We start from the raw sequence: 22,580 nt of genomic DNA on the forward strand, positions 1-22,580 counted from the left end.
TCGACGCTCGACCACAAGGATTTCAATGCATGGCGTCCAGGAAGTCGATGCGACCCTACAAGTCCTCCGCAGTTGCTGCCGGCATAGGCCCGCTCGACTCGCCGATCGTCGATGCGTTGTCATGGCGCGAGTGTCTCGGTAAGTCGCGCTGGTGCGGACTCTTCGCCGTGATGGCACCGCCCTGTCTTTTCGCCGTGCTCGCGGGCTGGACTACGGACGCCGGCGCCAGATCGTTTTTGATTTGCCTCGCCATCTATTCGGACGCGTTGATCGCCTTGCTTTGGTTTGTAGAGAAAGACGATGCCCAGACTGAACCGCTCCCATCTCATCCGCGCCCCTGGCGGACGGTCCGATGCGTCAAGGGTCAAGGGGATGATCGTCCGCAATTCCTGCAGCCAGTGGCTGTGGGCGAAAACCCATGGACGACGAAGCGCTCGGCATCGGGCGCTTCGAGGTGATCGAGGCCCAATCCTGATCACCGTCGCCTTCAATTGTGAGCGCCTGGCCTGAAGGGCGAATTTTTCGGTAGGAGAGTGTTATGGCTAACCGGGCCTGGCACCTGACGGTGCCCAGCTTCTTATTCTCTCTCGTTGCAAGTTCGGAAGCGTCGGCGTCCTACGTTGGGGACCGTTTCTTTCCCTCCACCCTGGCGACCGTCGTTCCCACCCCGGCCGACTTCATCAATTTTCCCCAATTGACGCAGTTGCCTGACACCGCCTCGCGCGAGGTCGACTTTCCTTTCTCCTACAGCAAGCTCATCACCCCGGATTGGTCGGTCTCGTTCACCGCGAACTACCGCATGATCGATCAGGGGAGCACACGGGCGGGCTTCGACAATCTGGTGCTTGGCACACAGTACGAACTCTATTCCAGCGCCGAGCACGAGTTCGTGCTCTCGGCAGGCGGCACTCTGGCGCTGGGCGGTACCGGGTCGTCCGACATTGCCAAGTCGTTCTCCACGCTGACGCCGACCGTTTACGTGGGCAAGGGCTTCGGCGATCTGTCGGACTCGATGGCATGGCTGCGCCCGGTCAATGTCACCGCGACCCTCGGTGTCGCACTGCCAACCGAATCCACCACCGTGACCGGTGCCACCTCGGTCGACAACCCAGACATCCTGCAATGGGGCTTTGCCCTGGAATACAGCCTGCTCACCAATTCGCATTCCGTAGGCAAGGGGAATGCTCATCGCTTCGCCGAGGGTTTGGTGCCGCTGGTGGAATTTGCGATGCAGACGCCGCTGAACGGGCCGTCGGCTGGAGAGACCACGGGCACGATCAATCCTGGCGTCATCTGGGTGGGCGAGTACGGCCAACTCGGGGTGGAGGCGATCATTCCGATCAATGAGAGCTCGGGCCGTGACATCGGCGTGCGTGCACAGCTTCACTTCTATCTCGGCAACATCTTTTCGAACGCGATCGGAAAGCCGATCTTCGACTGACCGCGCGCCCGCGTTGTGTATGAACATGACCAGGATCCCTCCCGGCTAGAAGCGAGGGCCGCCATGCAAGGACCTCGGACCAATCGGCGAGAGTCGATGACGAGGAACGCCCTGGCCTTGTGCTTCGCCTCACTTCTTGTTGGTCGAATTATACTCCAAGGCTATGAAGATAAACAAATAAATCCAGTTGGATGTGTTACGTATAGTGCCTCGAGACGTGTTTCGAAACCTATATGAACATCGCCGGCATGAGCGACAATTCTGTCGCCAATTCGAGTTTCGCCGGCTGTGCAACAGAACAACAGGTGAAACACATGAACTCTCTCTCAACCGCGGCTGCAGTCGCGGCAGTCCTGCTGTCGACTGCTTGGGCCGCTGCAGCAAGTTCGCCTCCTGGACATACGCAGGCGAAGTTCGATCATGTCGAACGAAAAACAAACAGCAACCACTCATTGTTGCCGAGGCACGTTAAAGCACCGACAGCCGGATCGGCCAAGAAGCCCGTAGCGCAACCCAATAATAACGGGGACGAGTATCCCTCGGCCGATTCCGACCTGTTTTCGGGTATGGACGGGCTTTGATCACAAGGCCCCACGCGACGCGGTGATTGCGGTTTAGGCTGCCTTGACCGCGCCGTCGGCTTGAGTTGGCCCCACCGGTGAAAGAGCTTGGCGAACTGCCGGCAGCGCTGTTCCTTCCTCCCTGCCCAGGACGTCGCGATGAGGCGGTCGAGCGTTGCGACATCGGATCCCTGTCTGCGAAATCGCGCGATACATCGCGCAGTCAAGTCGCATCACCGAAGGTGCCGATCGCCGGCAGCGCTTCGGCGATCGATCGTGAATCGGTTCTGCCCGGAGGGCAGGAGGAAAGATGGGCCGATGACAGCATGTCATCGGCCCAAGAACCCGAGCGGTGAGAACGCTCCCGGGGGGAAGAGCGCCTTCACAATCGATCAGCGGGCGAGGGAGGGGAGAGGCCCGCAGGATCAATCTGGCACGAGTTGGAGCGCTGCCACGATGGTGGACGGAAATGGGATCGAAACCACCGATCACAGCGCCGAGCTGCAACCTAGTGCTTTTTGCCGTCGGCGCTTCGTCATTCTTGCCGGCTTTGCATCCAGCTTGCGGATTTCGCGCGAAACGTCAAAAGCCCAAGCCATGCAGGGAACCTCGTTCAAGATCATCAAGGCGTGACATCCAGTAGCGCCAAATCGACCAATCACCTGGGATCGGCCGCAATTGAAGAAGCAGCCAATTGGTCCGTGCGGCACAAATACCATTACTATCGATTGTGACGTCCAATCACAAACCAAGGTATGAGTAGTCCAAACCAATACTCTATACCCACCGACGGATGTAGAATGGGCTAAATCATAGCCGGTGCCTTACGCTAACATCCGATTGGGATAACCCGAAGGATATGCGCCAAGCCATGTTGATGAATCCGGCCTCCAGTGACATCGATACACTCGCGATTGCTGCCTTCGCGGCCAATGCTCGGCGACCGGAGCAAACGGGATCGTTCCTGTCGGCGGATTGGCGTGCTCCGTTCAACAGCGGAAAAGCACAACGTACCAACTCCGTGGCGCATGCGCAGTTCCGGCGCCGGAGCGCCGAGGCGGCCGATTACCGTGTCGAGATATCTTCAGCCGACGCCGTGAGCAGTCGCACGGCGATTTCGGATGGGATCGTTGCCGAGGTGGTCCAAGCCGCCGGTCGTGACAAATTCGAATTCCGGTTTCGCGCGCCCATCCACTTGCTGGTGGTCTACGAGCAGGGCACGCGGCAAGACGGTGATACCTTCGTCGAAGGTTTACCCCGATCGAAACTGCGGGATTTTGGCCGCCGGCTGACCTTGGTGCCCGCCGGTCGCGAATATCTTGAATGGCATGCGCCGCGGACGTTTGCGCGTCTCATGTTTATCTATCTCGATCCCGCCAAGCTGCAAGTTCCTTTCAACGCCGGCATGACAGATGTGGCGTTCGCGGCGAAGCTTTTCTTTGAGGACGCGACGCTTTTAGGCACGGCGCTCAAACTCATGAGGTCGCTCGAAAGTCCAACCCCGGAGAGTCGGTACTACCTGGAAGCACTGGGCATCGTCCTGGCTCATGAACTGATCCGTTTCCACGAGGGGACGCCGAGAGCCGAACCTCAGCTTCGAGGCGGGCTTGCAGCTTGGCAGCAGCGGATAGTTACGGCGCATATCGAGGCGCATTTGGGCGAACCGGTACCGCTCGCCACTCTCGCGCAGCTTGCCAGGTTGAGCCCATGCTATTTTTGCCGCGCCTTCAAGCTGTCTTTTGGGATGCCTCCGCATCGGTACCTCACCAGCCGTCGAATCGAGCATGCCAAAGGTCTCCTCGCCACGCGCGCTCATTCGGTGACGGACATCGGATTGACTATTGGATACAGCGAAACCAGTTCATTCACGGCCGCTTTTCGCAAGGCGACCGGCCTGACGCCGAGTGCTTACCAGCGGAGCCTCGGATAGACCCTGAAAAGCCCGGTCTGGCTGGGAATCTGGCAGTTGGTGAAACCCGCCCCCCGGTGAAGCCAGCGCCCTTCGATCGAGATTTTGTGCTGGCTCCCACCTTCTCTACCCTTGATCGGAGATCTGGCTTCTGGCGCAATTGGCGGGCGCCTTATGTTTCATGTCAACCATTGCCGTATGGCACGGCGATGAAGGTCTGCTGTTCGCCGCGCTTGATCAGCAGCAGCACCGACTTCTTGCTGGATTTTGTTGCGGCGCTGATGGCCTGGCTCGCCTCCTTCGCAGTCTGTACCGGCACGCGATTGACCGAGACGATGATGTCGCCCAATTCGATGCCGGAGGTGGCGGCCGGCTGGTCTGGATCGACACCCTCGACCATGGCACCATGCACCTGCGAAGGCACATTCAGGGCCTGGCGGACGGTTTGATCGAGGTCACCAAGCGCCAGGCCGAGTGTTGGAAAACTGGAATGCACCGGCTGGGAAGAGTTGACTGCGGCCAGCTGTTTGACGCTGTCTTCATTGCCGCCGACGACCACCGACAACGCAACTGTCTTCCCATTGCGCCAAACTGACAGCGTCTCCCTTTTCCCCGGCGAGAGATCCGCCACGGCTCGAGACAGGGTCTTGGGCTCGCTGATGGTTTGACCGGCAAATCCGGTGATGACGTCGCCGGTCTCGATGCCCGCATGAGCGGCGGGCGATCCATCGCCGACATGAGCGACCAAAGCACCTTCAGGCGTCGGCAGACCGAGGGCGTTGGCGAGGTCCATTGTAATCGGCTGCATCTCGATGCCGAGCAGCCCATGTTCGATCGAACCGTTCTTCACCAGCTTGGCGACGATCAGTTTGGCCTCATTGGAAGGGATCGCAAATCCGACGCCGACGCTGCCGCCATTGGGCGAGTAGATCGCGGTGTTGATACCCACGACAGCGCCGCTGGTGTCGACAAGAGGTCCACCCGAATTGCCGTGGTTGATTGGCGCGTCGATCTGAAGGAAATCGTCGTAGGGACCACTGTTGAGATCGCGCCCGCGGGCGGACACGATTCCCGCTGTGACTGTCGTTCCGATGCCGAACGGATTGCCAATTGCCAGAATCGGGTCGCCTGCCCTCAGTCCGTCGGAATTACCCCAGGCAACAGTAGGAAGGAGCTTCCCAGCCTTTACTTTCAGGACCGCAAGGTCCGACTTTGCGTCGTGGCCGACAAGGGTCGCCGGCAGCTCGGTTCCATCGTCGAGCGTCACCATGATATCGGAAGCTCCGTCGATGACGTGGTTGTTGGTTACGATGGTGCCGTCCGAGCTGATGATGAAGCCGGAACCGAGGGCCTCTGCCAGTTGCGTCGCTCCTTGCGGTGGTGTCTTGGGTGCCGGGATTCCCCGATTACCGAAGAATTGAGGCAACCGCTTATCGGACGACAGACCGCTGTCCGAGGGCTGGCTTTGATCATCGGGCCTCGATGCAGTTTTCACGATCGACGTGATCGTCACCACCGCCGGCTTGTCGGCCGCAACGATCGGAGCATAGGAGGTGACCGAAGCGGGCATGGCGGAGGCAACCGGGGACGGGCCTGCTTGCGTATCGGCCAAACCCGCGTCCAGAACGGCCCCAGCAGCGAGCGGCGCTACGATGACGGCGGAGAAAAGCAGCACGGCGCGGTGTCTGCGGAGGATATCGAAAGTTGACATGGTCGCGATCCGTGCGAGGCCTTGGTCCTGGCGCCGTGGCGTGTTCCCCGTGCGGAACCGTCTATCCGGCGTATGGCCGATCGGATGCGCTAGCCTCGCTGATGGACTTCCGATCAAACCGATTTACTTAAGCTGGTACTGGCCCGCTTCCGGGTTGTGTCTTTTGCAAGGCTGCGGCGGTTACTTGCGGGACGGCGCGGTTTCTTTCGAAAAAGACCGACCATTTCGCATGGAAGTGTCTCCTCGCCGAGGCCCGCATTGGGCTTCAGTCAACTTTGGCCACTTCAGCTGCCTGATCTGGAATCAAGAGCACCCTGTAGGTCATGCCCTCGCATTTGAGCAGGTAGACGGTCTGATTGGGGGCGGACTCGGCCTCAATGCGCTCCGCAGAGGTCGGATTTTTGCAACGGAAGCCTTGGCTTCGCACCTGGTCGGCAACGACGGTTGCCGCGGTGTCCTGGTCTTTGGCTGCGGCGGTCGCTACGGTGCCCGTGAGACAGATCGACATGAAAACGCCGGCGCCAATCGATGAAATCTGCAGCAGCAGCCGATTGCAGTTCATTGTAGTCTCCTCGTCTTATTTCACCGGCAACCGCTACCGCAGAAAAATCGGCGGCTTCGACCTTGGAAGCCGTACGTCGCAGACGGTCACATCGTGACCTTGGGCCGCCTTCGATCAGGTTCGACAGCAGCATACAGGCTGGCTTGTGGAACGGCTTTGTCTGCTTTGCGGCCACTGGCCCTTCCTTGCGGTTATCAGTCCTGAGGTTACAGCGTGTACCTGTCGATGGACGCTGCATGTCCAGTCCGGGCCTGTCGGTCCCGAGGGATGCTTAGCGGACCGGTGTCAGTCGGCCGGTGCGCCGGGGCTACACATATTTGAGCGTCACCCGCTGCTGTCCGCTCAGTTCACGGTGCAACGGCAGCGGCGGGCGACCGGCTGTCCATCACGTCTTTCCATTATGCCTGGGCGGCATTCTATTCTGATATAGTGCGGTGGAAGTCCGACATCTCGGGGGACCGATCATGTTGCCTTCTTGTGGGGCGAGGCCCTGAGGTCGCTCGCGCGGCAGCAGGAGCCGCGTCGGGAGTATCGAGAATGAAAGCAATGTCGCCGCTGCGGACATATGGCTTGGCCATAGCCATTTCCGGCGTCGGCTTGTTGGTGTTCTGGCTGTCCGGCGAACAGGAAGAAATCACCGTACGCCATACTTACATGCGTTTGGCCCTCCTTGCCGCAATTGCGATCGTGACCGGCTTTCTCATTCGAGAGTCGCAAAGGCAGGCTGCATTGGATCGCGCTGTGTATGACGCGCGTGAATCCGTGGAGCGCATTCCCGGACTGGCATGGATCGTCGACACGGAAGGCCGGTTGGCCAAGGTGAACACGAGCCTTCGGGATTATCTCGGCACCGGCGACACCGGTAATCTCCATTGTCGACAGGTTATTCATCCTGAGGACTTCGACCGAACTGCAGGCCTCATGTCGCAATGCCTGGAGACTGGCCAGGAATTTCATGGCGCGTACCGGCTTCGTCGCCACGATGGCACCTATCGCTGGTTCCGTGTCGCGGCCCGCCCCAGGCACGATCGGAACGGCAAATTCAACGGGTGGTATGGAATCTTGCTCGATATCGATGACCAGAAGGTCCAGGAGGAAGCTCTGCGCGCGAGCGAGCACAGCATCCGGTCAATACTCGACAACATCCCGGGGATGATCGCAACCGCTGACTCCGAAGGCAATCAAGACTACGCCAACAAGACGCAAAGGGATTATTTTGGACTGGACCTCCTCGAACTGAGTGGGCTGGGCTTTCTCAGCATCATTCATCCCGACGAACGCGACAGCGTTGCGGCAGCGCGACAGCGTTGCATTCAAACCGGCGAGCCAATGCACCGCGCGTACCGCATGCGGCGACACGATGGCGTATACCGCTGGTTCCATGCGCGCGTCGAACCAATTTTCGACGAGGATGGCAAAGTCATACGCTGGTACGGCCTGTTCACCGACATCGATGACCTCAAGAGAGCGGAACAGGCTTTGGAGGCCAAAGAGCTTCAGCTCCAGCGGCTGATCGACGCTCTTCCGACACTGGTCTGGTCCGCCCACCCAGACGGGTCCACCGAATTCCTGAGCCGGAGATGGCTCGAATACACGGGCCTGTCTCAGGAGCAGGCAAGCGACTGGGGTTGGACTGCCGCCATACATTCGGACGATCAGGACCGGCTTGTCGAATACTGGCGATCTCTCCTGGCAACGGGTGCGTCGGGCGAGATCGAGGCACGGCTGCGCCGCTTCGATGGCCAATACCGCTGGTTCCTTTTCCAAGGCGAACCAGTGCTCGATGCCTCCGGCATTGTGATCCATTGGTTCGGGAGTAACACCGATATCGACGATCGCAAGCAGGCCGAGGAGGCGCTGCGAGCCAGACAGTATGAACTCCAGCAGCTTGTCGACACCATACCGACACTCGTCTGGTCCGTCACTCCCGAGGGTGAACCAGCCTACATCAACAAGCAGTTGGAAGCCTACTATGGCCGCAAGATCGACCACAGCGAGCCCAAGGAGGGTACCAAGCTGGACGGGGCACTTGGACGCCTTATGCATCCCGATGACTTGGAGGCTGTGAAGAGAAGCCTGATCCACTCATTGAAGACCGGGGAGCCTTTCGCCATGCGGTACCGCAACCGCCGGGGCGATGGCATCTATCGCTGGGTTGATAATCGCGCCCAGCCGCTACGGGACGACGATGGCCGCATCGTGAAATGGTATGGCGTCATCATCGACATCGATGACGAGATGAGAGCCCATGACATCGTTCGCGCGACGCAGGACAAGCTTTCGCGCGCTTCGCAGCTTGCGAGCCTCGCCGAGCTGTCGGCCTCGATCGCGCATGAGGTCAATCAGCCCTTGGCGGCTGTCATCACCAACAGTCACGCCTGCCAACGCTGGCTGTCGGCGGATCCTCCAAACCTGCAGCGGGCACGCATTACCGCGGAGCGAATGGTTCGCGATTCCATGGCAGCGGCCGAGGTCGTCAGCCGAATAAGAGCACTGTTCAAACAGACCGCTTCGTCCAGAACTTCAATCAATCTCAACGAGGTGATCAGCGAGGTGCGTCAGCTGATGTTCGATGAAATAATCTCGCAGGGCATCTTCGTTGAAACGGATCTCGATGCGGCCCTGCCGCCGGTGCTCGCGGACCGCGTACAGATGCAGCAGGTGTTGGTCAATCTGGTCCGCAACGGGATCGACGCAATGAAGTCGACAATCGACGTGTCGAAATCACTGAAGTTTGGATCACGCCGCCATGGAGAGAATGCTATCCTGGTCGACGTCCGCGACAACGGCGACGGAATTGCCGAACCAGAGCGAATTTTCGAACCGTTCTTCACGACGAAGGCGGGGGGGATGGGCATGGGTCTGGCAATCTGTCGCTCGATACTGGAGTCACACGACGGCCGGCTTTGGGCAGAGAACATCGAGCCAAGGGGAACGATGTTCTCGTTTACGCTGCCGATCCAATCGGGCGACGCGGCATGACCCGGGACGACTGCATCGTTTTCATCGTTGATGACGACCAGCGCATATGCGAGGCGCTGAGCGAACTTCTGGCGGCAAGAGGCCTGGCGTCCGTCGCCTTCAACTCGATTGCCGATTATCTGGCTTTTCCCCGACCGGACCTGCCCGGTTGCCTGATCCTCGATATCGAACTCCCTGATATCAACGGGCTGGAATTCCAGAAACAGACCGACCACGAGCAACATCCGCCTATCGTCTTCATCACAGGACACGGCGATATTCCATCTTCTGTACGTGCCATCCAGCGCGGCGCCGTGGACTTCCTCACCAAACCGTTCAGCGAAACCGAGTTGATGAAGTCCATCCACACGGCCATCGATCGGGATTGCGACGCCCGCCTGGAGCGGGCCGAGCTTATGACGCTAAGGCGCCGCCTTTCCTCCCTGACCTCCCGCGAACGACAGGTTCTGCCGCTGGTCGTCAGCGGTCTGCTCAACAAGCAGGCGGCTGCGGAACTTGGGATCAGTGAGGTGACGCTGCAAATCCACCGCAGCAAGATCATGCACAAGATGCAGGCTGCATCGCTGGCCGATCTCGTGAGGATCGCCGAAAGGCTGCAAGTACCAGTAACCCATTCTCGGCGCACGGGAACATCTTCGAAATGAACGCTGCACGGAAATCAACGATCGCGGTTGTCGATGACGACGTTCGGGTCCTCGAGTCGATCGAGGACCTCCTGGAGTCGGCGGGACACTCGGTTCGTTTGTTCTCATCTCCTCAGTCTCTCCTCGAACACGACGTGTTGCGTAAGATAGATTGCCTGATTGCCGATATCGGCATGCCAGTTGTCGACGGCTTCGAGCTTCGCCGGCGAGCGCGAAATGTGCGCCCGGACTTGCCCGTCATTTTCATTACGGCGCGCCATGAAGCCACAGACCAAAGGCGCGCTGCTGCTGAGAGTCATCATGGCTTCTTTCGAAAGCCCTTCGATGCTTCAGCCCTGCTTGCGGCGGTCGCCCTGGCCGTTTTGGCCTCATCCCGAGGGGAATAGTGATGACAAGTGATCTGATGAGTCGGAAATATGAACGCTTGCTGCTGCAGCCGACGCAGTCATACACTCGTGCGGTGGCTGCTCCCATTTATGCCCGGGCTACCCAAGATGCGTTTGTCTTCATCGTCGAGGACGATCTTTCGATGCGCGAAGGGCTGATCGATTTGTTGGAATCCGTCGGTTTGCAGAGCCGGGCATTTTCGTCTCCGACCGAGCTGTTGAATATGGAACTGCCGGACCTTGCGGGCTGTTTCGTGCTGGATATTCGTCTGCCCGGCATCAGCGGTCTCGACTTTCAGGCCCGCCTTGTCGCCGCGGGCGTTCGAGTTCCAATCATATTCATGACGGGCCACGCCGACGTTCCGATGGCGGTGAGAGCCATGAAGGCGGGTGCAGTCGACTTTCTGACGAAGCCGTTTCGCGAACAGGAAATGCTGGATGCCGTCACAAGGGCCATCGAGCTGGACAGCATGCGCCTCGATAGCGATCGGCAGGCGATCGAGACCTTCGCCCGATTTCAGACGCTAAGCGAGCGCGAACGCGAGGTTATGGATCTCGTGACGGCAGGATTGATGAACAAGCAGGTTGCCGGAAGGATTGGCGTGGTAGAATCCACGGTTAAGATCTATCGTGCTCAAGTCATGAAAAGGATGCGCGCGCAATCCCTGGCAGATCTGGTCAGGATGGCCGAACTGCTGCGCTCGGCACCTGCTCCCGTAACCAGCCTCAGGGCCATTCTGGATAGACCAAAGTAGTAGTCCAACCCGCCGATCGGATACGGATCTGTACCAAGCCAGAATGGAGACTCGGACACACTTCCTTTATCCTTGCGCTCTCTCTCTCTGGCAGAGCGTGGAACGACATTCTGCCCGATCGCTGTCGAGGGGACCTGGAGCGGGGTCATCGATGTCGGAGTTGCATGACATTCTCGACTGGAGCGTGGCCGAAGGAGATTTGCCCTTCGTTGTCGGCATGGCGGCTGACCGAAACGGCGTTCGCTCCGTTCATGGCCCAGTCGCTGCCCTTCGTGGAACCGTTGCATGAAGCGCTACGGCGAGTTTGAGCGGGCGGTCCATTCCCAGCTGCCACAGGAGCATTTCCAATGCGACGATCCGAAAGAGGGCTTGCCAGCGTCAAATGCAATACGGATTTGCGCGAGGAAAATCTCTTACCTTCGACTCGCCTTTCAGCTTTGAACGGACCTCGGTCCCAAGCCTCCTCAACAAGGGCTTGCGCATGGATTCCATTGCCGCCTACGAATTGTAGTTTCTTCGCGGCGCGCGGCGCAGCCCCGGTTGGTGGCTCTCGTTCGCTACTTCCTTCGGACGCCGCTCGACATGACCCCGCATGGCGGGTCTTGACAAGCTAAAGGTCGTGAAAAGATGCAAACAAGGCCGACCGGATCTTTGAGCATCAGAGTGCCGGGAACCGGTTCGGTTGTCGTCACAAGTAGCGACCAGACAGAGACGGGTGAAGTCCTGTCTTTCGGCCCCTTTCGCTTGATCGGGGCAGAGCGGGTGCTGGTCAGGGATGGCAAACCTGTTGCCATCGGCGGCCGCGCTCTCGACGTGCTGATTGCGTTGACCGGCCGACCGGGCGAGGTTGTGAGCAGGCGAGAACTGATCGATCTCGTTTGGCCGGCCGTCTTCGTAGGGGAAGCCAATCTTCGCGTGCACATCGCCGCCCTTCGCAAGGTGATGGGGGACGGCAAGGATAATGTCCGCTACATCGTCAATGTTCCCGGCCGGGGCTACACCTTCGTTGCACCGGTCCGGCGTTCCGGCGCGGGCGGCGGCACTGCGTCAATTGCTGTTTGTGCAAGCCCCGCGCGATCCCCGAATTTCCCGACGCCATTGCAACTGCTCGTCGGCCGCACCGAGACCGTGGCCACAATGTGCTCGCTGCTTTTGTCGCGGCGCTTTATCAGTGTGGTCGGACCAGGTGGGATAGGCAAGACGACCGTCGCTGTGGCGGTCGGCAACGCACTGCGCCGGGAATTTGGCGACGATGCGGTTTGCTTTGTCGACCTTGGATCGCTCACCGACCCGGCTGACGTACCAAGTGCCGTGGCTTCGGCACTCGGCTGCTTTGTCCAAGGCCCGCACCACGAGCCGTACATACGCGCCTTCCTGGCTGACAAGCGGATTCTCGTCGTTCTCGATAATTGCGAGCATGTGATCGAGACGGTCGCCCCGCTCTGCGTACGCCTCCTTCACGCAGCGCCGTCGGTGCACATATTGGCGACGAGTCGCGAGGCGTTGCGTGTTGAGGGCGAGCATGTGCAGTTGCTGATGCCTCTCGACAGTCCTCCTGACGAAACGCCATCCGCCGTTCAAGCGCTGGCCTCGCCCGCCGTTCGGCTCTTCATGGAGCGGGCAGCAGCGAGTGGGCACCATGCCCAGCTCAGCGACAGCGATGCTCCAATTGTTGCGAATATCTGCCGTCGGCTAGACGGGATCGCTTTGGCAATAGAGCTTGTCGCCAGTCGTGTGGGTACTCACGGCATTCAAGGAACCGCCGGACTGCTGGACAGCGGCGCCGGGATGTTCCTGCCAGGCTGGCGCAGTGCATTGCCTCGGCATCAAACGTTGCAGGCCATGTTCGACTGGAGTTTCAGGCTCCTGACGGCGGACGAGCAGAGAGTTCTCTGCAGGCTGTCCGTGTTCGTTGGCAATTTCACGCTGGCGGCGGCGCATGCGGTCGTCGGGGACGCGGGGGGTAAGATACAGACGGTAACCTCCGCGATCGCCAGCCTGGTCGACAAGTCACTCATGCGGGTCGAGCCGACGAGCGGACTTACTCATTACCGGTTACTAGATACCACACGCGCTTATGCTGCGGCCAAGCTCGCCGAAGACGGGCAAGCGGTAGCCGCCGAACGACGTCACGCAGGCTACTTCACCGGCCTTCTCAAGCAGGGCATGGCCAAAGGGTCGGCTTTTGATGGCCACAACGTTGCCGTTCACGCTCCGCACATCGATAACGTTCGCAAAGCGCTCGCATGGAGTTTTTCGAGCTTGGATGACCGGTCCCTCGCCATTGAGCTGGCTGCCCATGCGGCCCCGCTATTTCTGGGACTTTCCCTGCTGGATGAGTGTCAGCAATGGTGCCGGCGAGCCCTGCGCGCGCTGCTGGAAGCGGATCACGGGACGCAATGGGAACTGGAACTCCAGGGAGCACTGGCGATGTCATCCATGTACTCCCGCGGCAACAGCCTAGAAGTCAGGGCCGGGATCGAGCGCGGACTGGAACTCTCCGAGATTTTCCAGGATGGAAGGCATCAACTCCAGCTGCTTTCCGGACTCTACATCTTCCTCATGCGCCAGGGGGACTTCAGCGGCGCGTTGGCGGCCGCCAAACGGAACGCTGCCGTTGCCAAGGCCAGCGGAGGTCCGATCGAAAACGCAATGACGGAATGGATGTTGGGTGGATCATATCACCTGACCGGCAATCAGGCGGCAGCGCTACGACACTGCAAGCAAGGCTCGAAGCTGGCGTCGGATTTCAGGCTGGGGAGGGTGAGCTTCTTTGGCCACGACCACCATGTATCGGGGCTCGCGACGCTCGCCAGGTCCCTGTGGCTGTGTGGCTTCGCGGATCAAGGTTGCAAAGTCGCACGTCAGGGAATCAAAACGGCGCAGAGCCACGATCACCCAGTCTCAAGTTGCATTGCTCTCATCTATCTCGTCCCTGTTTTCCACTGGAGTGGCGACTTTAGAGCAGCGCAGGAATATACTGAAATCGTATTCGAGCAGGCTACCAAATACTCCCTTGCTCCCTATCGCGCAGTCGGCCTCGCGCTGAAAGGTGAACTCATGGTCGCGCACGGCGAAGCGTCGTCCGGCGTTGCGACTTTGCGGGCGGCCTTGAAGGCGATGGATGCAGATCAGTACCGGATCGTGACGCTGCCGACGCGGCGCGCCTTGGCTGAAGGACTGGCCCATTCCGGACAGTCGGACGAAGCGTTGGCCACGATAGGCGAGGCTGTGGCGCGTGCTGAGCAGGTTGGCGAGATATTGTGGCTGCCCGACTTGCTGCGGGCCCAAGGCGAAATCCTACTGATGCAGCCGCGACCTGACCTTGCGACGGCTGAGCGTATACTGCTTCGCTCGCTCGATTGTGCCCACAAGCAATCGGCCTTGAGCTGGCAGCTGAAAGCCGCAATCCCGCTGGCGCGCATGTGGAAGGAGCACGACCGGGGCAAGGACGCCCGCTCTATGCTCGAAGACATCTATCAGCGATTTACAGAGGGATTTGAAACGCGAGACCTCGTCACCGCGCGCCGATTTCTCGAAGAGCTGAGTTCGACCGACTGAACTCGGCAAACCAGTCGCGTTTCGCCTTCAACCTCTTTCATGTCTACCGCCAAGCGTCTGGAGCGATCCTCCATGTGCCTATTCACGGTCTGTCTTGGCCGCGAATATTTACAGCTATTTGCAACGCTAAACTCGCGTCATGGCTCATAGGGCGCATAATCCATGGCATGAAATTCCAGGCAATCGCCACGCTGAAGGGAGGTGATGATGTTGGGATATTGCATAGCTTCGTTACACCGACCTCCCTGGCAGATTTCCTCCGCTCCAGAGGAATAGTCTTGTGGTGTCCATTCGCAAGGTCAGGCTGATTGATCCTCTGCAGCCCTCGGTATCGCACACGACCAAATCGCATCCTCTTGCCGCAGGAACCCGTACCGTATGTATGGCAAACAATCGAAAACACTTATCGATCGCACGGTGTGCATCGCCCATGAAGTGAACCAACCGCTTACCGCCATTCTGACCAATGCGGAAACCGCTCTCCTGTGGTTGAAGAGAGATCCGATGGATCTCGATGAGGCGACACAGGCGATCGAACGGATCATCGGCAATACCCTTCGCGCCGCCGATGTCGTCAGAGGTGTTCGGGACCTCGTCCGGAAAGGCCCGCCCATAGCGGCTAACCTCTACATCAACGACTTGATCAAGGACCTGCTCAGTCTCGTCAGTCTCGATTTGCGCCTTCAACACATCGCGGTCGAGGTCGAACTCGCTGAGAACCTGGAGCCGATCAGAGGCGACCACGCTCAATTGGAACGGGTGGTTGCTAACCTGATCGCAAACGGCATCGAGGCGATGAGCACGGTGCAGGAACGACAGCGAAGACTGCGGATCAGTACCCGGCTCGACAAAAATGGCGATGTGCAGGTTGCGGTCGAGGACACCGGCACTGGGCTCGATCCGGCGCTTGTCGAGCGCATCTTCGATCCCCTGTTCACGACCAAATGCGAGGGCATGGGTTTGGGACTGTGGATATGCCGCTCTATCGTCACGGCCCACGGCGGCCGGCTGTGGGCCGCGCCCAATCTTCCGCACGGCAGCATTTTCCGCTTCGTCGTCCCAAGCACGGTTGGGTCAAAAACAGTTGCGCCAAGTCGATGCCGGCAGACGATGCGAACGAACCGCCAGGTCGAAAGGTTTGTCAGCGGCGCTGCATGTTCATGATCTCGTTCGGCGGCATGAGAAGTCGAAAACATGCCTGGTTTGAGGAATACTCCAGCTAGCCAGGCTTTCCTGTAGGCGCGCCTTTGGCATGGATAGGTTTCATGCTGCAGACCCCGCCGTTCCTGAGAGACGGCGGGGCTGCGGCGAGACGGTAGGGTCTTCTCATTCACCCATGAACTGCTGGAGGAGGTTCTTGCCCGCAGTCGGATGGGCCTTGAACGAGTTGATACCGTCAAACCATCCATTCTGCGAGAAGTCGCCGTATTCGCTGCTGCCGCCTCGGCCATGATCGTGATTGCTGTCATGGTCGCCGCCGCGCGACGAGGCGGCAAAGGCGCCGGTGAGTGGGATGGCGACGATCATCGCGGCAAGCGCCGCCTTCAGAGGGATAGAACGCATGATTAAATCTCCTTTTCATTGAGGAAGGCGGCCGTTTGTCCACCGCGCATTCCGGCTACAGGCATTCGGGAAGCTTCGGGTTACGATGTTCGTCTCGCCTCTGCTGTTCTCGGTCTGCATCAGTTATTTAGCAACGATCTGAAGTAATACATAGTATATCAAGGTATCATGTATGTATAATGTAGTATGGAGTGCTGGAGTTCGGCCCGTATATACGGCGCGAAGGACGATGGTCGCGATTTCACGCCGGGCGCCTTGAACTGAGCCAGCGTGAACGGAACTAGGGCGTACCGACGGCGGCAGGACTGATCTGCACCTTGCTGCCCTCGGCAAGTTCGACCGGCGGATTCAGGATCACCAGGTCGCCCTGTTTGACGCCGTCACGGACCTCGACCTCCGTTCCGAGATCGCGCGCCACCGATATCTTTCGAATATGCGCAACGCCGCCCTCGACCACGGCAACCTGCAACCCATCGGCGTTGAAGATGATCGCATCTGCCGACACTGAGAAGCTGGGTGTCTTGCGCGGGATCTGGAGTTCGACCGTGCAATAGGTGCCGGGCGTGAGGACACCGTCAGGGTTAGGAATGTCGATTTCGGTCAGCAAGGTCCGCGTGCCCGGTGCCAGCGCATCGGCAATCCGCGTCACCGTGCCCGGGAAGGTACGGCCGGGGATTTCGGGGACCTGGAGCACAGCCTTGACCCCCGGGGTCAGTCCAAAGGCCTGGTCCTGGGGGACGTAAACCTGGGCACGGATCACATCCCCCTGCATGATGGCGAACAGGAAAGTGCTGTTGGTCGTGTCGGCCTGCACCAGGCTGCCGATATCGACGTTGCGTTGAGTGATGACGCCGTCGAACGGGGCGACGACCTGCTGGTAGGCCTGTTGCTGGTCGAGCACGCGCAACTGGTCCTGCTGTGCATTCACATTGGCCTGCGCAACGCCGACAGCCGCCTCCTGTGCCTTGAGGCTTTGAACGTCGATCGTACCCTGCTGCTTGGTGATCCAGCCCTGGTCCACCAGGGGTTTGTCCCTTTGCCACGTCACCTTGGCAAGATCGAGATTGGCTTGTGCCTGTTGCAGCGCCGCCTGGAGCTGTCCCAAGGTTGCCTGGGCCTGCAAAATCTGGTCATCGAGTTCCGGCACCGCAATCTTGGCCAGCAACTGTCCCTTCTTGACCTTGTCCCCGATGTCGACCTCGCGCGTCTCGATATAGCCACTGGCTCGTGCGAAGATGTCGGCGACGTCGTAAGCCGTTGTGGTGGCGGGCAGACTGACTTGCACGATGTCGTCGCTCGGCCTTACCGCCGCAACACGCACCTGCGGGACGAAGTCACGCGTCTGTTCGGCGGCTGCCGCGAGCTCGCGGTTGCGCGAATAGTATCCCTGGACGCCATAGGCCAGTCCCGTCGTCAGCAGGGTCAGCGCGCCCAATGCTAGCAGCCAGCCTCCGCCTCGCCGCGACGGCCGCTCCGTTGCGCCATCCCTCACCGTGTCGTCGGGCTGATCCAGATGGTCCCTCGGTTTCATGCGATTTCCTCGTCGAAGACGCCGTGAGCCGTCTTGCCGTCCTGTCCGCTGCGCAGCATCGCGAACAGGTACGGCACGACGAGGAGCGTCGTGGGCGTTGCAAACAAAAGTCCGCCGATGACCGCGCGCGCCAGCGCGGCATTCTGCTCTTCGCCCGCTCCGCCGATCGCCATGGGGACCATGCCGACGATCATCGCGGCCGCGGTCATGAGCACGGGCCTGATCCGGGTATGACCGGCTTCGATCGCCGCGTCGAACGCGGACTTGCCCGCCAACTGCTGGTCCCGGGCGAAGGTCACGAGCAGGATGGAATTGGCCGAAGCGACCCCGACCGCCATGATCGCTCCCATCAGTGAAGGCACGTTGAGCGTCGTGCCCGTGATGAACAGCATCGTCACGATGCCGCAGAAGGTCGCAGGCAAGGCAAGGATGACGACGAAGGGGTCGCCGAAGTTCTGATAGTTCACGACCATCAGCAGATAGACGAACACGGCGGCGAACAGGATGCCGACGCCGAGATCCCAGAAGGCGTCGTTCATGCTCTGGATCTGGCCTATGACCTGGATGTTGTTTCCAGGCGAAAGCTGCTTCTGCAGGTCGGCAACGACCGCGCTGATCTGAGTGGAGACACTTCCCAGATCACGGCCCTGGACGCTTGCATAGACTTCGTAGACCGGCTGGACGTTCGCCTGGTTGGCGTTGGTCGGGAGACTGTCGCGCTTGAACGTCGCGACGTTGCTGAGCTGCCCAGGAACCTGTGCACCGGCGGTGTTGATGGTTGAGGACACGGGCGTGTTGCCGAGATCGTTCAGTGACGCGATCTTGTTTTCCGGCGTCTGAACGGCGAGATAGTAGGGAATGCCCGTGGTCGGATCGGTCCAGAAGTTCGGCGACACCTGCTCGGAGGAACTCAGGCTCACATTGATGTTGTTGGCGATCGTGCTGGCATCGAGGCCGAGCTGCGCGGCCCGCGTGCGATCGATATCGGCATAGAACGCCGGCGCGTCGACTTCCTGCTGCAGGTGTGCGTCGACTACACCGGGAATGGCTGCGATGCGGCGCCGCAGTTCCATCGCGATCCGCAGATTGGTAGCCCGGTCATAGCCGACCGTACGGACATCGATCTGTGCCGGCAGTCCGAAATTGAGGATCTGCGTGACGATATCGGCCGATTGGAAGTAGAACAGAACGTCCGGAAAGGCGCTGGGCAGCGCGGCGCGCAACTTGCGCACATAGTCGGCAGTCGGCGCGTGGCCGTCTTTCAATGCGACTTGGATCACGCCATCATTCACGCCGATAGTCGATCCATCCGTGAACGCCAAATTGTAGGCACGCGCCGGCAGGCCGATATTGTCGACGACAAGCTCAAGGTCGCGATCGGGAACGATTTCGCGGATCTTGTCCTCGACAGCCTGGAAGATCTTCTCCGTCTCCTCGATCCGGGTTCCCGCGGGGGCCCGCACATGGAGTTGGATCTGGCCGCCGTCGATCGCGGGAAAGAAATCGCGACCGACGAGCGTCGACAGCACAGCGCCCAATGCGACCACGAGGGCTGCAATGACGGGAACGATGAACCGGCGCCTGAGGAGTACGGCCAGCAGCTCGGCATAGTGCAGGCGCATGGCCTCGAAACCACGTTCGAACCTGGCGTGAAACCTGCCGAACCAGCCCGTCGAGGCGTCGTGGCGCTCTCTTTTTAGCAGCAACCCGATGGTGATTGGGGTGAGCGTCCTCGAAAGTCCATAGGATGCGAGCATCGCGAACACGACGGCAAGACCGAGCGGCGTGAACAGATATTTTGCCGGACCTTCCAGAAAGACCACCGATGTGAACACGCAGCTTATCGCCAGCGTCGACACCAGGGTCGGCACGGCGATGCCGGCAGCTCCATGCAGTGTCGCCTGCGGCAGCGTCTGTCCTTCCTCGGTGAGCAGGCGATGGGTGTTCTCGAGCGTCACCGTCGAATCGTCGACGAGGATGCCAATCGCCAGCGCCAGCCCCCCTAGCGTCATCGTGTTGAGCGTTTCGCCCAGGAAATACAGCGCCACGACCGACGACAGGATCGCAAGCGGGATCGAGATCATGACGACCAGCGTCGATCGCCACGATCCGAGAAACAGCAGGATCATCAAGGCGGTGAGCGCGGCCGCGATCACGCCCTCCCGCAGCACGCCGGCGATCGATTGCTTGACGAACACCGACTGGTCGAAGAGCTCTCTGATTTCCATGCCGGGAGGCGCTGCGGCACGCGCCGTCTTCAAGGCATCCCGAACGGCATCGACCACCTCCAGCGTCGAGGCATTGCCGTTCTTGATGATACTGAGCAGAACCGAATGCCGGCCGTTCTCGCGAACGATGTTCTGCTGAACGAGCCATCCGTCATGGACCTGGCCGACATCCTTGACGAACACCGTGGCGCCATTCACGACCTTGACCGGAATGTTGTTGAGCTCGTCGATGGTTGCCGGCGTGGCGTTGGTGCGCACGACATACTGTGTGTTGCCGATCTTGGCCGTGCCCGACGGCAAGGTCAGGTTCTGGGCGTTGACCGCGCTGACGACGTCGAGCGGCGTCAGGCCCTTGGCCAGGAGCTTCGACGGGTCGAGGTCGACCATGATCTGGCGATATTTTCCGCCCGCGGGTGTTGGCAGCGTGACACCCGGGATCGGGGCCAGTTGCTGGCGGATCCGATAGATGCCGTAGTCGTAGAGCTGCTGTTCGTTGAGGGTGTCGGAGCTCAGGCTGATCTGCAGGACCGGCACGCTAGAGGCGTTGAACTGCACCACGAGCGGTGCCTGGATTCCCGGTGGCAGGAGGGCGCGAATGGCGTTTGTCGCCGAAACGATCTGCGCGATTGCGAGGTCGAGATTCACATCCTGTTGAAAATAGATCTTCTGGACCGACAGCCCCCCTAAGGTCTGCGCCTCGATGTTCTTGATGCCATTGACGTTGGAGCTGATCGCATACTGGCTGTACGTGGTGACGCGCTGTTCCATTTCTGGCGTGCTGAGGCCGCTATAGCTCCAGATTACAGTCACCACCGGAATGTTGATTTCCGGAAAGACGTCCAACCGCATCTCGCGACTTGCGACGGCGCCGAGAAAGAGAATCAAGGCAGCCAGCACATAGAACGTGTGCGGAAATCGCAGCGCGAACCGAACGATGCCCATGTCTCAGCCGATGACCTTCCTGGCGACGTTAGTCGGAACGGCTCGAGCGATGAACGTCGCCGTGTTGCCGGATTTTAGTGAGTGTCTGCAAAATGGCTTTGCGCCCATTGCTTTGAATGTCCGGTGCTTGCGCCCAAAAAGCGTCTGCACCGAGCGTTGCCCTGTGACGCCGCCAGGCTCATGGCTGGACGCAATCCGCCCCGGCGGGCGCGACTGGTCAGTCATCGTCAGTTTGCCGGGCACGGACCGGTTTGGGCACGTCAGTGCTGCGAGCGAGACCAATCCTGCCAGCGTGTGGATGCAGCGGGCAGCGGGCGGGTCGTCGTCAGGACGGCCCGCCCAGGCCGTCAGGCCCGTCCGCATCGCTTCGCCGGGGCGGTTTCAAATCCAATGTCATCGGCCCGCGGCAGCCAGAATGAGGTCGGCGACCTCCTTGGGATGGGAAACCAGCGACAGGTGGCCCGAATCGATCTCCACCGTTGTCGCGTGCATGCGTTTTGCGAGAAACCGTTCGAGGTCAGGGTTGATCGTCTTGTCCTGCTTCGACACCGCATAGAACGATGGCTTGGAATGCCATGCAGCTTCGGTGGTTCGTCCGCCGAAGATAGTCGCCGCGGTGGGTTCCTGAACCGCATACAGGACCTTCGCTTGCCTGGGTGCGACACCGTTCGCGAAGTATTTCAGGAATGATTCTTCGGACAATCTGGAGAAACCATCATTCACCTGGATGCCGGCCCGGACGGGTCCTGCGGGAAATTTTGCGGAGAGAGCGACGAAATCCTCACCGGCATCCGGTGCTCGCGCAGCCACATAGACCAGCGATGTGATCTTGGGATCCGTCCCCGCTTCGCTGATGACGGTGCCGCCCCAGGAATGCGCTACCAGCACGGTCGGCCCATCCTGCAGCGCCAGCGCCCGGCGCGTCTCCGCGACCGAGTCCGCCAGCGACGTCAGCGGATTCTGCACCGCGGTCACTTTCAGGCCGGCTGCCTGAAGGAGCGGGATCACCTCGGCCCAGCTCGATCCGTCCGCCCACGCTCCGTGCACGAGCACGACGTTGCGCGCCACGGTATGCGCGGGCTTGGGCGCGGGCTTGGGATTGTCGGCGGCATCCGCCACGGTGACCCCCGACAGGCCGAGAGTGATGGCAATTGCGATGGCATTGATGATCTCGCGCACGGGTCTCTTCCTTCCGTTTTTTCAAACAATTGAACGCGCCGATGACCGAGATGAGGGCCGGCGATGCGGTAGCAAATCCTGCGGCCGGCTCCGTTGCCGGGGCGTTGGCGGAGGCAGCTCGTTGCGACAATCCCGATTTCGCGGTTCGGCGTCTTTCAGAAACGCCCCTGCCTTTCTCGCCCCGCACGGACAGGTCCGGTGGCGAACGTGACGGGCGCGCCAGCCGTCCTAGAAGCCAAAAAAGGGCGGGGATCGCTGATGCGACCCACCGCCAGTTCGGGCGCCCGCGGGAGGAGCGGACGAGCGCCTCAGGAGTTCGGCAGAATGGCGCGTGCGCGGCGTGCATGGGAGCTTCGCCGCCAACGCAACGCTTCGCCGCGCGGAACAGGTTGGGCGGCAAACATTGGGTGAGGGGCAAAGAACAGGGCGACGAGAAGTCGCGTGGCGGAGAGCTCGTCGCCGGCCGTCGGCAGCGCCAGCATGGCACACTGCCAAATCCGCCCATCGAGCGCCCAGGTTGCGTGTCGCGCTTGCGGCAACTGCTCCGCAGCGGCCCGCACACACAGGCGGCGGAGCTGCCCGCGGCTGGGCTGAGGGAGCGCGGACAGCCTGTGACCGCTACGGTC

Annotated in this window: 17 protein-coding genes; 11 read left to right on the forward strand and 6 right to left on the reverse strand. The window is 60.3% G+C overall.

Annotated features, from left to right (window positions below):
* Nucleotides 1–29: 29 nt before the first annotated feature.
* The 5 genes from AC0L2H_RS24115 (at nt 30) to AC0L2H_RS24135 (ending at nt 3,931) form a co-directional block, all read left to right on the forward strand.
* Nucleotides 30–458, forward strand: coding sequence for a hypothetical protein (locus AC0L2H_RS24115; protein ID WP_473592554.1), 429 nt, complete (start codon nt 30–32; stop codon nt 456–458).
* An 80-nt stretch (nt 459–538) separates the two neighbouring features.
* Nucleotides 539–1,441 carry a hypothetical protein gene (locus tag AC0L2H_RS24120; RefSeq protein ID WP_473592555.1) on the forward strand — a complete coding sequence of 301 codons (903 nt, stop codon included), beginning with the start codon at nt 539–541 and terminating at the stop codon, nt 1,439–1,441.
* A 233-nt stretch (nt 1,442–1,674) separates the two neighbouring features.
* The gene (locus tag AC0L2H_RS24125) at nt 1,675–2,022 is read left to right on the forward strand and encodes a hypothetical protein (protein WP_473592556.1); all 348 of its coding nucleotides are present in this window, start codon (nt 1,675–1,677) and stop codon (nt 2,020–2,022) included.
* A 435-nt stretch (nt 2,023–2,457) separates the two neighbouring features.
* Nucleotides 2,458–2,634 carry a hypothetical protein gene (locus AC0L2H_RS24130; RefSeq protein ID WP_473592558.1) on the forward strand — a complete coding sequence of 59 codons (177 nt, stop codon included), beginning with the start codon at nt 2,458–2,460 and terminating at the stop codon, nt 2,632–2,634.
* Nucleotides 2,635–2,872: 238 nt separating this feature from the next.
* Complete coding sequence (locus tag AC0L2H_RS24135) at nt 2,873–3,931, forward strand: helix-turn-helix domain-containing protein (protein WP_473592559.1); 1,059 nt, start codon at nt 2,873–2,875, stop codon at nt 3,929–3,931.
* A gap of 163 nt (nt 3,932–4,094) precedes the next feature.
* Here the strand turns inward: AC0L2H_RS24135 and AC0L2H_RS24140 are convergent, their stop codons facing one another.
* Both AC0L2H_RS24140 and AC0L2H_RS24145 read right to left on the reverse strand, forming a co-directional pair.
* Nucleotides 4,095–5,621, reverse strand: coding sequence for a DegQ family serine endoprotease (locus AC0L2H_RS24140; protein WP_473592560.1), 1,527 nt, complete (start codon nt 5,619–5,621; stop codon nt 4,095–4,097).
* A 265-nt stretch (nt 5,622–5,886) separates the two neighbouring features.
* A complete protein-coding gene (locus AC0L2H_RS24145) occupies nt 5,887–6,183 on the reverse strand; it encodes a hypothetical protein (protein WP_473592562.1) in 297 nt (98 codons plus the stop codon).
* Between the two features lie 537 nt (nt 6,184–6,720).
* On the opposite strand from AC0L2H_RS24145, the gene AC0L2H_RS24150 reads away from it, so the two are divergent.
* From AC0L2H_RS24150 to AC0L2H_RS24175, 6 genes are all read left to right on the forward strand, one after another.
* Nucleotides 6,721–9,165: a PAS domain-containing protein gene (locus AC0L2H_RS24150; RefSeq protein ID WP_473592563.1), complete on the forward strand. Its 2,445-nt coding sequence runs from the start codon at nt 6,721–6,723 to the stop codon at nt 9,163–9,165.
* A complete protein-coding gene (locus tag AC0L2H_RS24155) occupies nt 9,162–9,809 on the forward strand; it encodes a response regulator transcription factor (protein WP_473592564.1) in 648 nt (215 codons plus the stop codon). The genes AC0L2H_RS24150 and AC0L2H_RS24155 overlap by 4 nt, the downstream gene beginning before the upstream one ends.
* The gene (locus AC0L2H_RS24160) at nt 9,806–10,195 is read left to right on the forward strand and encodes a response regulator (RefSeq protein ID WP_107648337.1); all 390 of its coding nucleotides are present in this window, start codon (nt 9,806–9,808) and stop codon (nt 10,193–10,195) included. The genes AC0L2H_RS24155 and AC0L2H_RS24160 overlap by 4 nt, the downstream gene beginning before the upstream one ends.
* Before the next feature lie 2 nt (nt 10,196–10,197).
* Nucleotides 10,198–10,950 carry a response regulator transcription factor gene (locus AC0L2H_RS24165; RefSeq protein ID WP_473592566.1) on the forward strand — a complete coding sequence of 251 codons (753 nt, stop codon included), beginning with the start codon at nt 10,198–10,200 and terminating at the stop codon, nt 10,948–10,950.
* A 663-nt stretch (nt 10,951–11,613) separates the two neighbouring features.
* On the forward strand, nt 11,614–14,511 hold the full coding sequence (locus AC0L2H_RS24170; RefSeq protein ID WP_473592567.1) for an ATP-binding protein: 2,898 nt from the start codon (nt 11,614–11,616) through the stop codon (nt 14,509–14,511).
* A 378-nt stretch (nt 14,512–14,889) separates the two neighbouring features.
* The gene (locus AC0L2H_RS24175) at nt 14,890–15,675 is read left to right on the forward strand and encodes a sensor histidine kinase (protein ID WP_473592568.1); all 786 of its coding nucleotides are present in this window, start codon (nt 14,890–14,892) and stop codon (nt 15,673–15,675) included.
* Between the two features lie 162 nt (nt 15,676–15,837).
* Here AC0L2H_RS24175 and AC0L2H_RS24180 read toward each other — a convergent pair whose 3' ends face one another.
* From AC0L2H_RS24180 to AC0L2H_RS24195, 4 genes are all read right to left on the reverse strand, one after another.
* Nucleotides 15,838–16,074, reverse strand: a complete 237-nt coding sequence (locus tag AC0L2H_RS24180) for a hypothetical protein (protein ID WP_473592570.1) — start codon at nt 16,072–16,074, stop codon at nt 15,838–15,840.
* Nucleotides 16,075–16,354: 280 nt separating this feature from the next.
* Nucleotides 16,355–17,509, reverse strand: coding sequence for an efflux RND transporter periplasmic adaptor subunit (locus AC0L2H_RS24185; protein ID WP_473592571.1), 1,155 nt, complete (start codon nt 17,507–17,509; stop codon nt 16,355–16,357).
* A 92-nt stretch (nt 17,510–17,601) separates the two neighbouring features.
* Entirely contained in the window at nt 17,602–20,775 is a 3,174-nt protein-coding gene (locus AC0L2H_RS24190; RefSeq protein ID WP_473592572.1) for an efflux RND transporter permease subunit, read from the reverse strand.
* A 393-nt stretch (nt 20,776–21,168) separates the two neighbouring features.
* Nucleotides 21,169–21,894, reverse strand: coding sequence for an alpha/beta fold hydrolase (locus AC0L2H_RS24195; RefSeq protein WP_473592663.1), 726 nt, complete (start codon nt 21,892–21,894; stop codon nt 21,169–21,171).
* Between the last annotated feature and the right edge of the window lie 686 nt (nt 21,895–22,580).

The sequence above is a fragment of the Mesorhizobium sp. WSM4871 genome, assembly GCF_055811295.1.

Excerpts from the sequence above, each read along its gene's own strand:
- AC0L2H_RS24115 (WP_473592554.1), top strand. The coding sequence starts at position 30 with ATGGCGTCCAGGAAGTCGATGCGACCCTACAAGTCCTCCGCAGTTGCT.
- AC0L2H_RS24120 (WP_473592555.1), top strand. The coding sequence starts at position 539 with ATGGCTAACCGGGCCTGGCACCTGACGGTGCCCAGCTTCTTATTCTCT.
- AC0L2H_RS24125 (WP_473592556.1), top strand. The coding sequence starts at position 1,675 with ATGAACATCGCCGGCATGAGCGACAATTCTGTCGCCAATTCGAGTTTC.
- AC0L2H_RS24130 (WP_473592558.1), top strand. The coding sequence starts at position 2,458 with ATGGTGGACGGAAATGGGATCGAAACCACCGATCACAGCGCCGAGCTG.
- AC0L2H_RS24135 (WP_473592559.1), top strand. The coding sequence starts at position 2,873 with ATGTTGATGAATCCGGCCTCCAGTGACATCGATACACTCGCGATTGCT.
- AC0L2H_RS24140 (WP_473592560.1), bottom strand. The coding sequence starts at position 5,621 with ATGTCAACTTTCGATATCCTCCGCAGACACCGCGCCGTGCTGCTTTTC.
- AC0L2H_RS24145 (WP_473592562.1), bottom strand. The coding sequence starts at position 6,183 with ATGAACTGCAATCGGCTGCTGCTGCAGATTTCATCGATTGGCGCCGGC.
- AC0L2H_RS24150 (WP_473592563.1), top strand. The coding sequence starts at position 6,721 with ATGAAAGCAATGTCGCCGCTGCGGACATATGGCTTGGCCATAGCCATT.
- AC0L2H_RS24155 (WP_473592564.1), top strand. The coding sequence starts at position 9,162 with ATGACCCGGGACGACTGCATCGTTTTCATCGTTGATGACGACCAGCGC.
- AC0L2H_RS24160 (WP_107648337.1), top strand. The coding sequence starts at position 9,806 with ATGAACGCTGCACGGAAATCAACGATCGCGGTTGTCGATGACGACGTT.
- AC0L2H_RS24165 (WP_473592566.1), top strand. The coding sequence starts at position 10,198 with ATGACAAGTGATCTGATGAGTCGGAAATATGAACGCTTGCTGCTGCAG.
- AC0L2H_RS24175 (WP_473592568.1), top strand. The coding sequence starts at position 14,890 with ATGTATGGCAAACAATCGAAAACACTTATCGATCGCACGGTGTGCATC.
- AC0L2H_RS24180 (WP_473592570.1), bottom strand. The coding sequence starts at position 16,074 with ATGCGTTCTATCCCTCTGAAGGCGGCGCTTGCCGCGATGATCGTCGCC.
- AC0L2H_RS24190 (WP_473592572.1), bottom strand. The coding sequence starts at position 20,775 with ATGGGCATCGTTCGGTTCGCGCTGCGATTTCCGCACACGTTCTATGTG.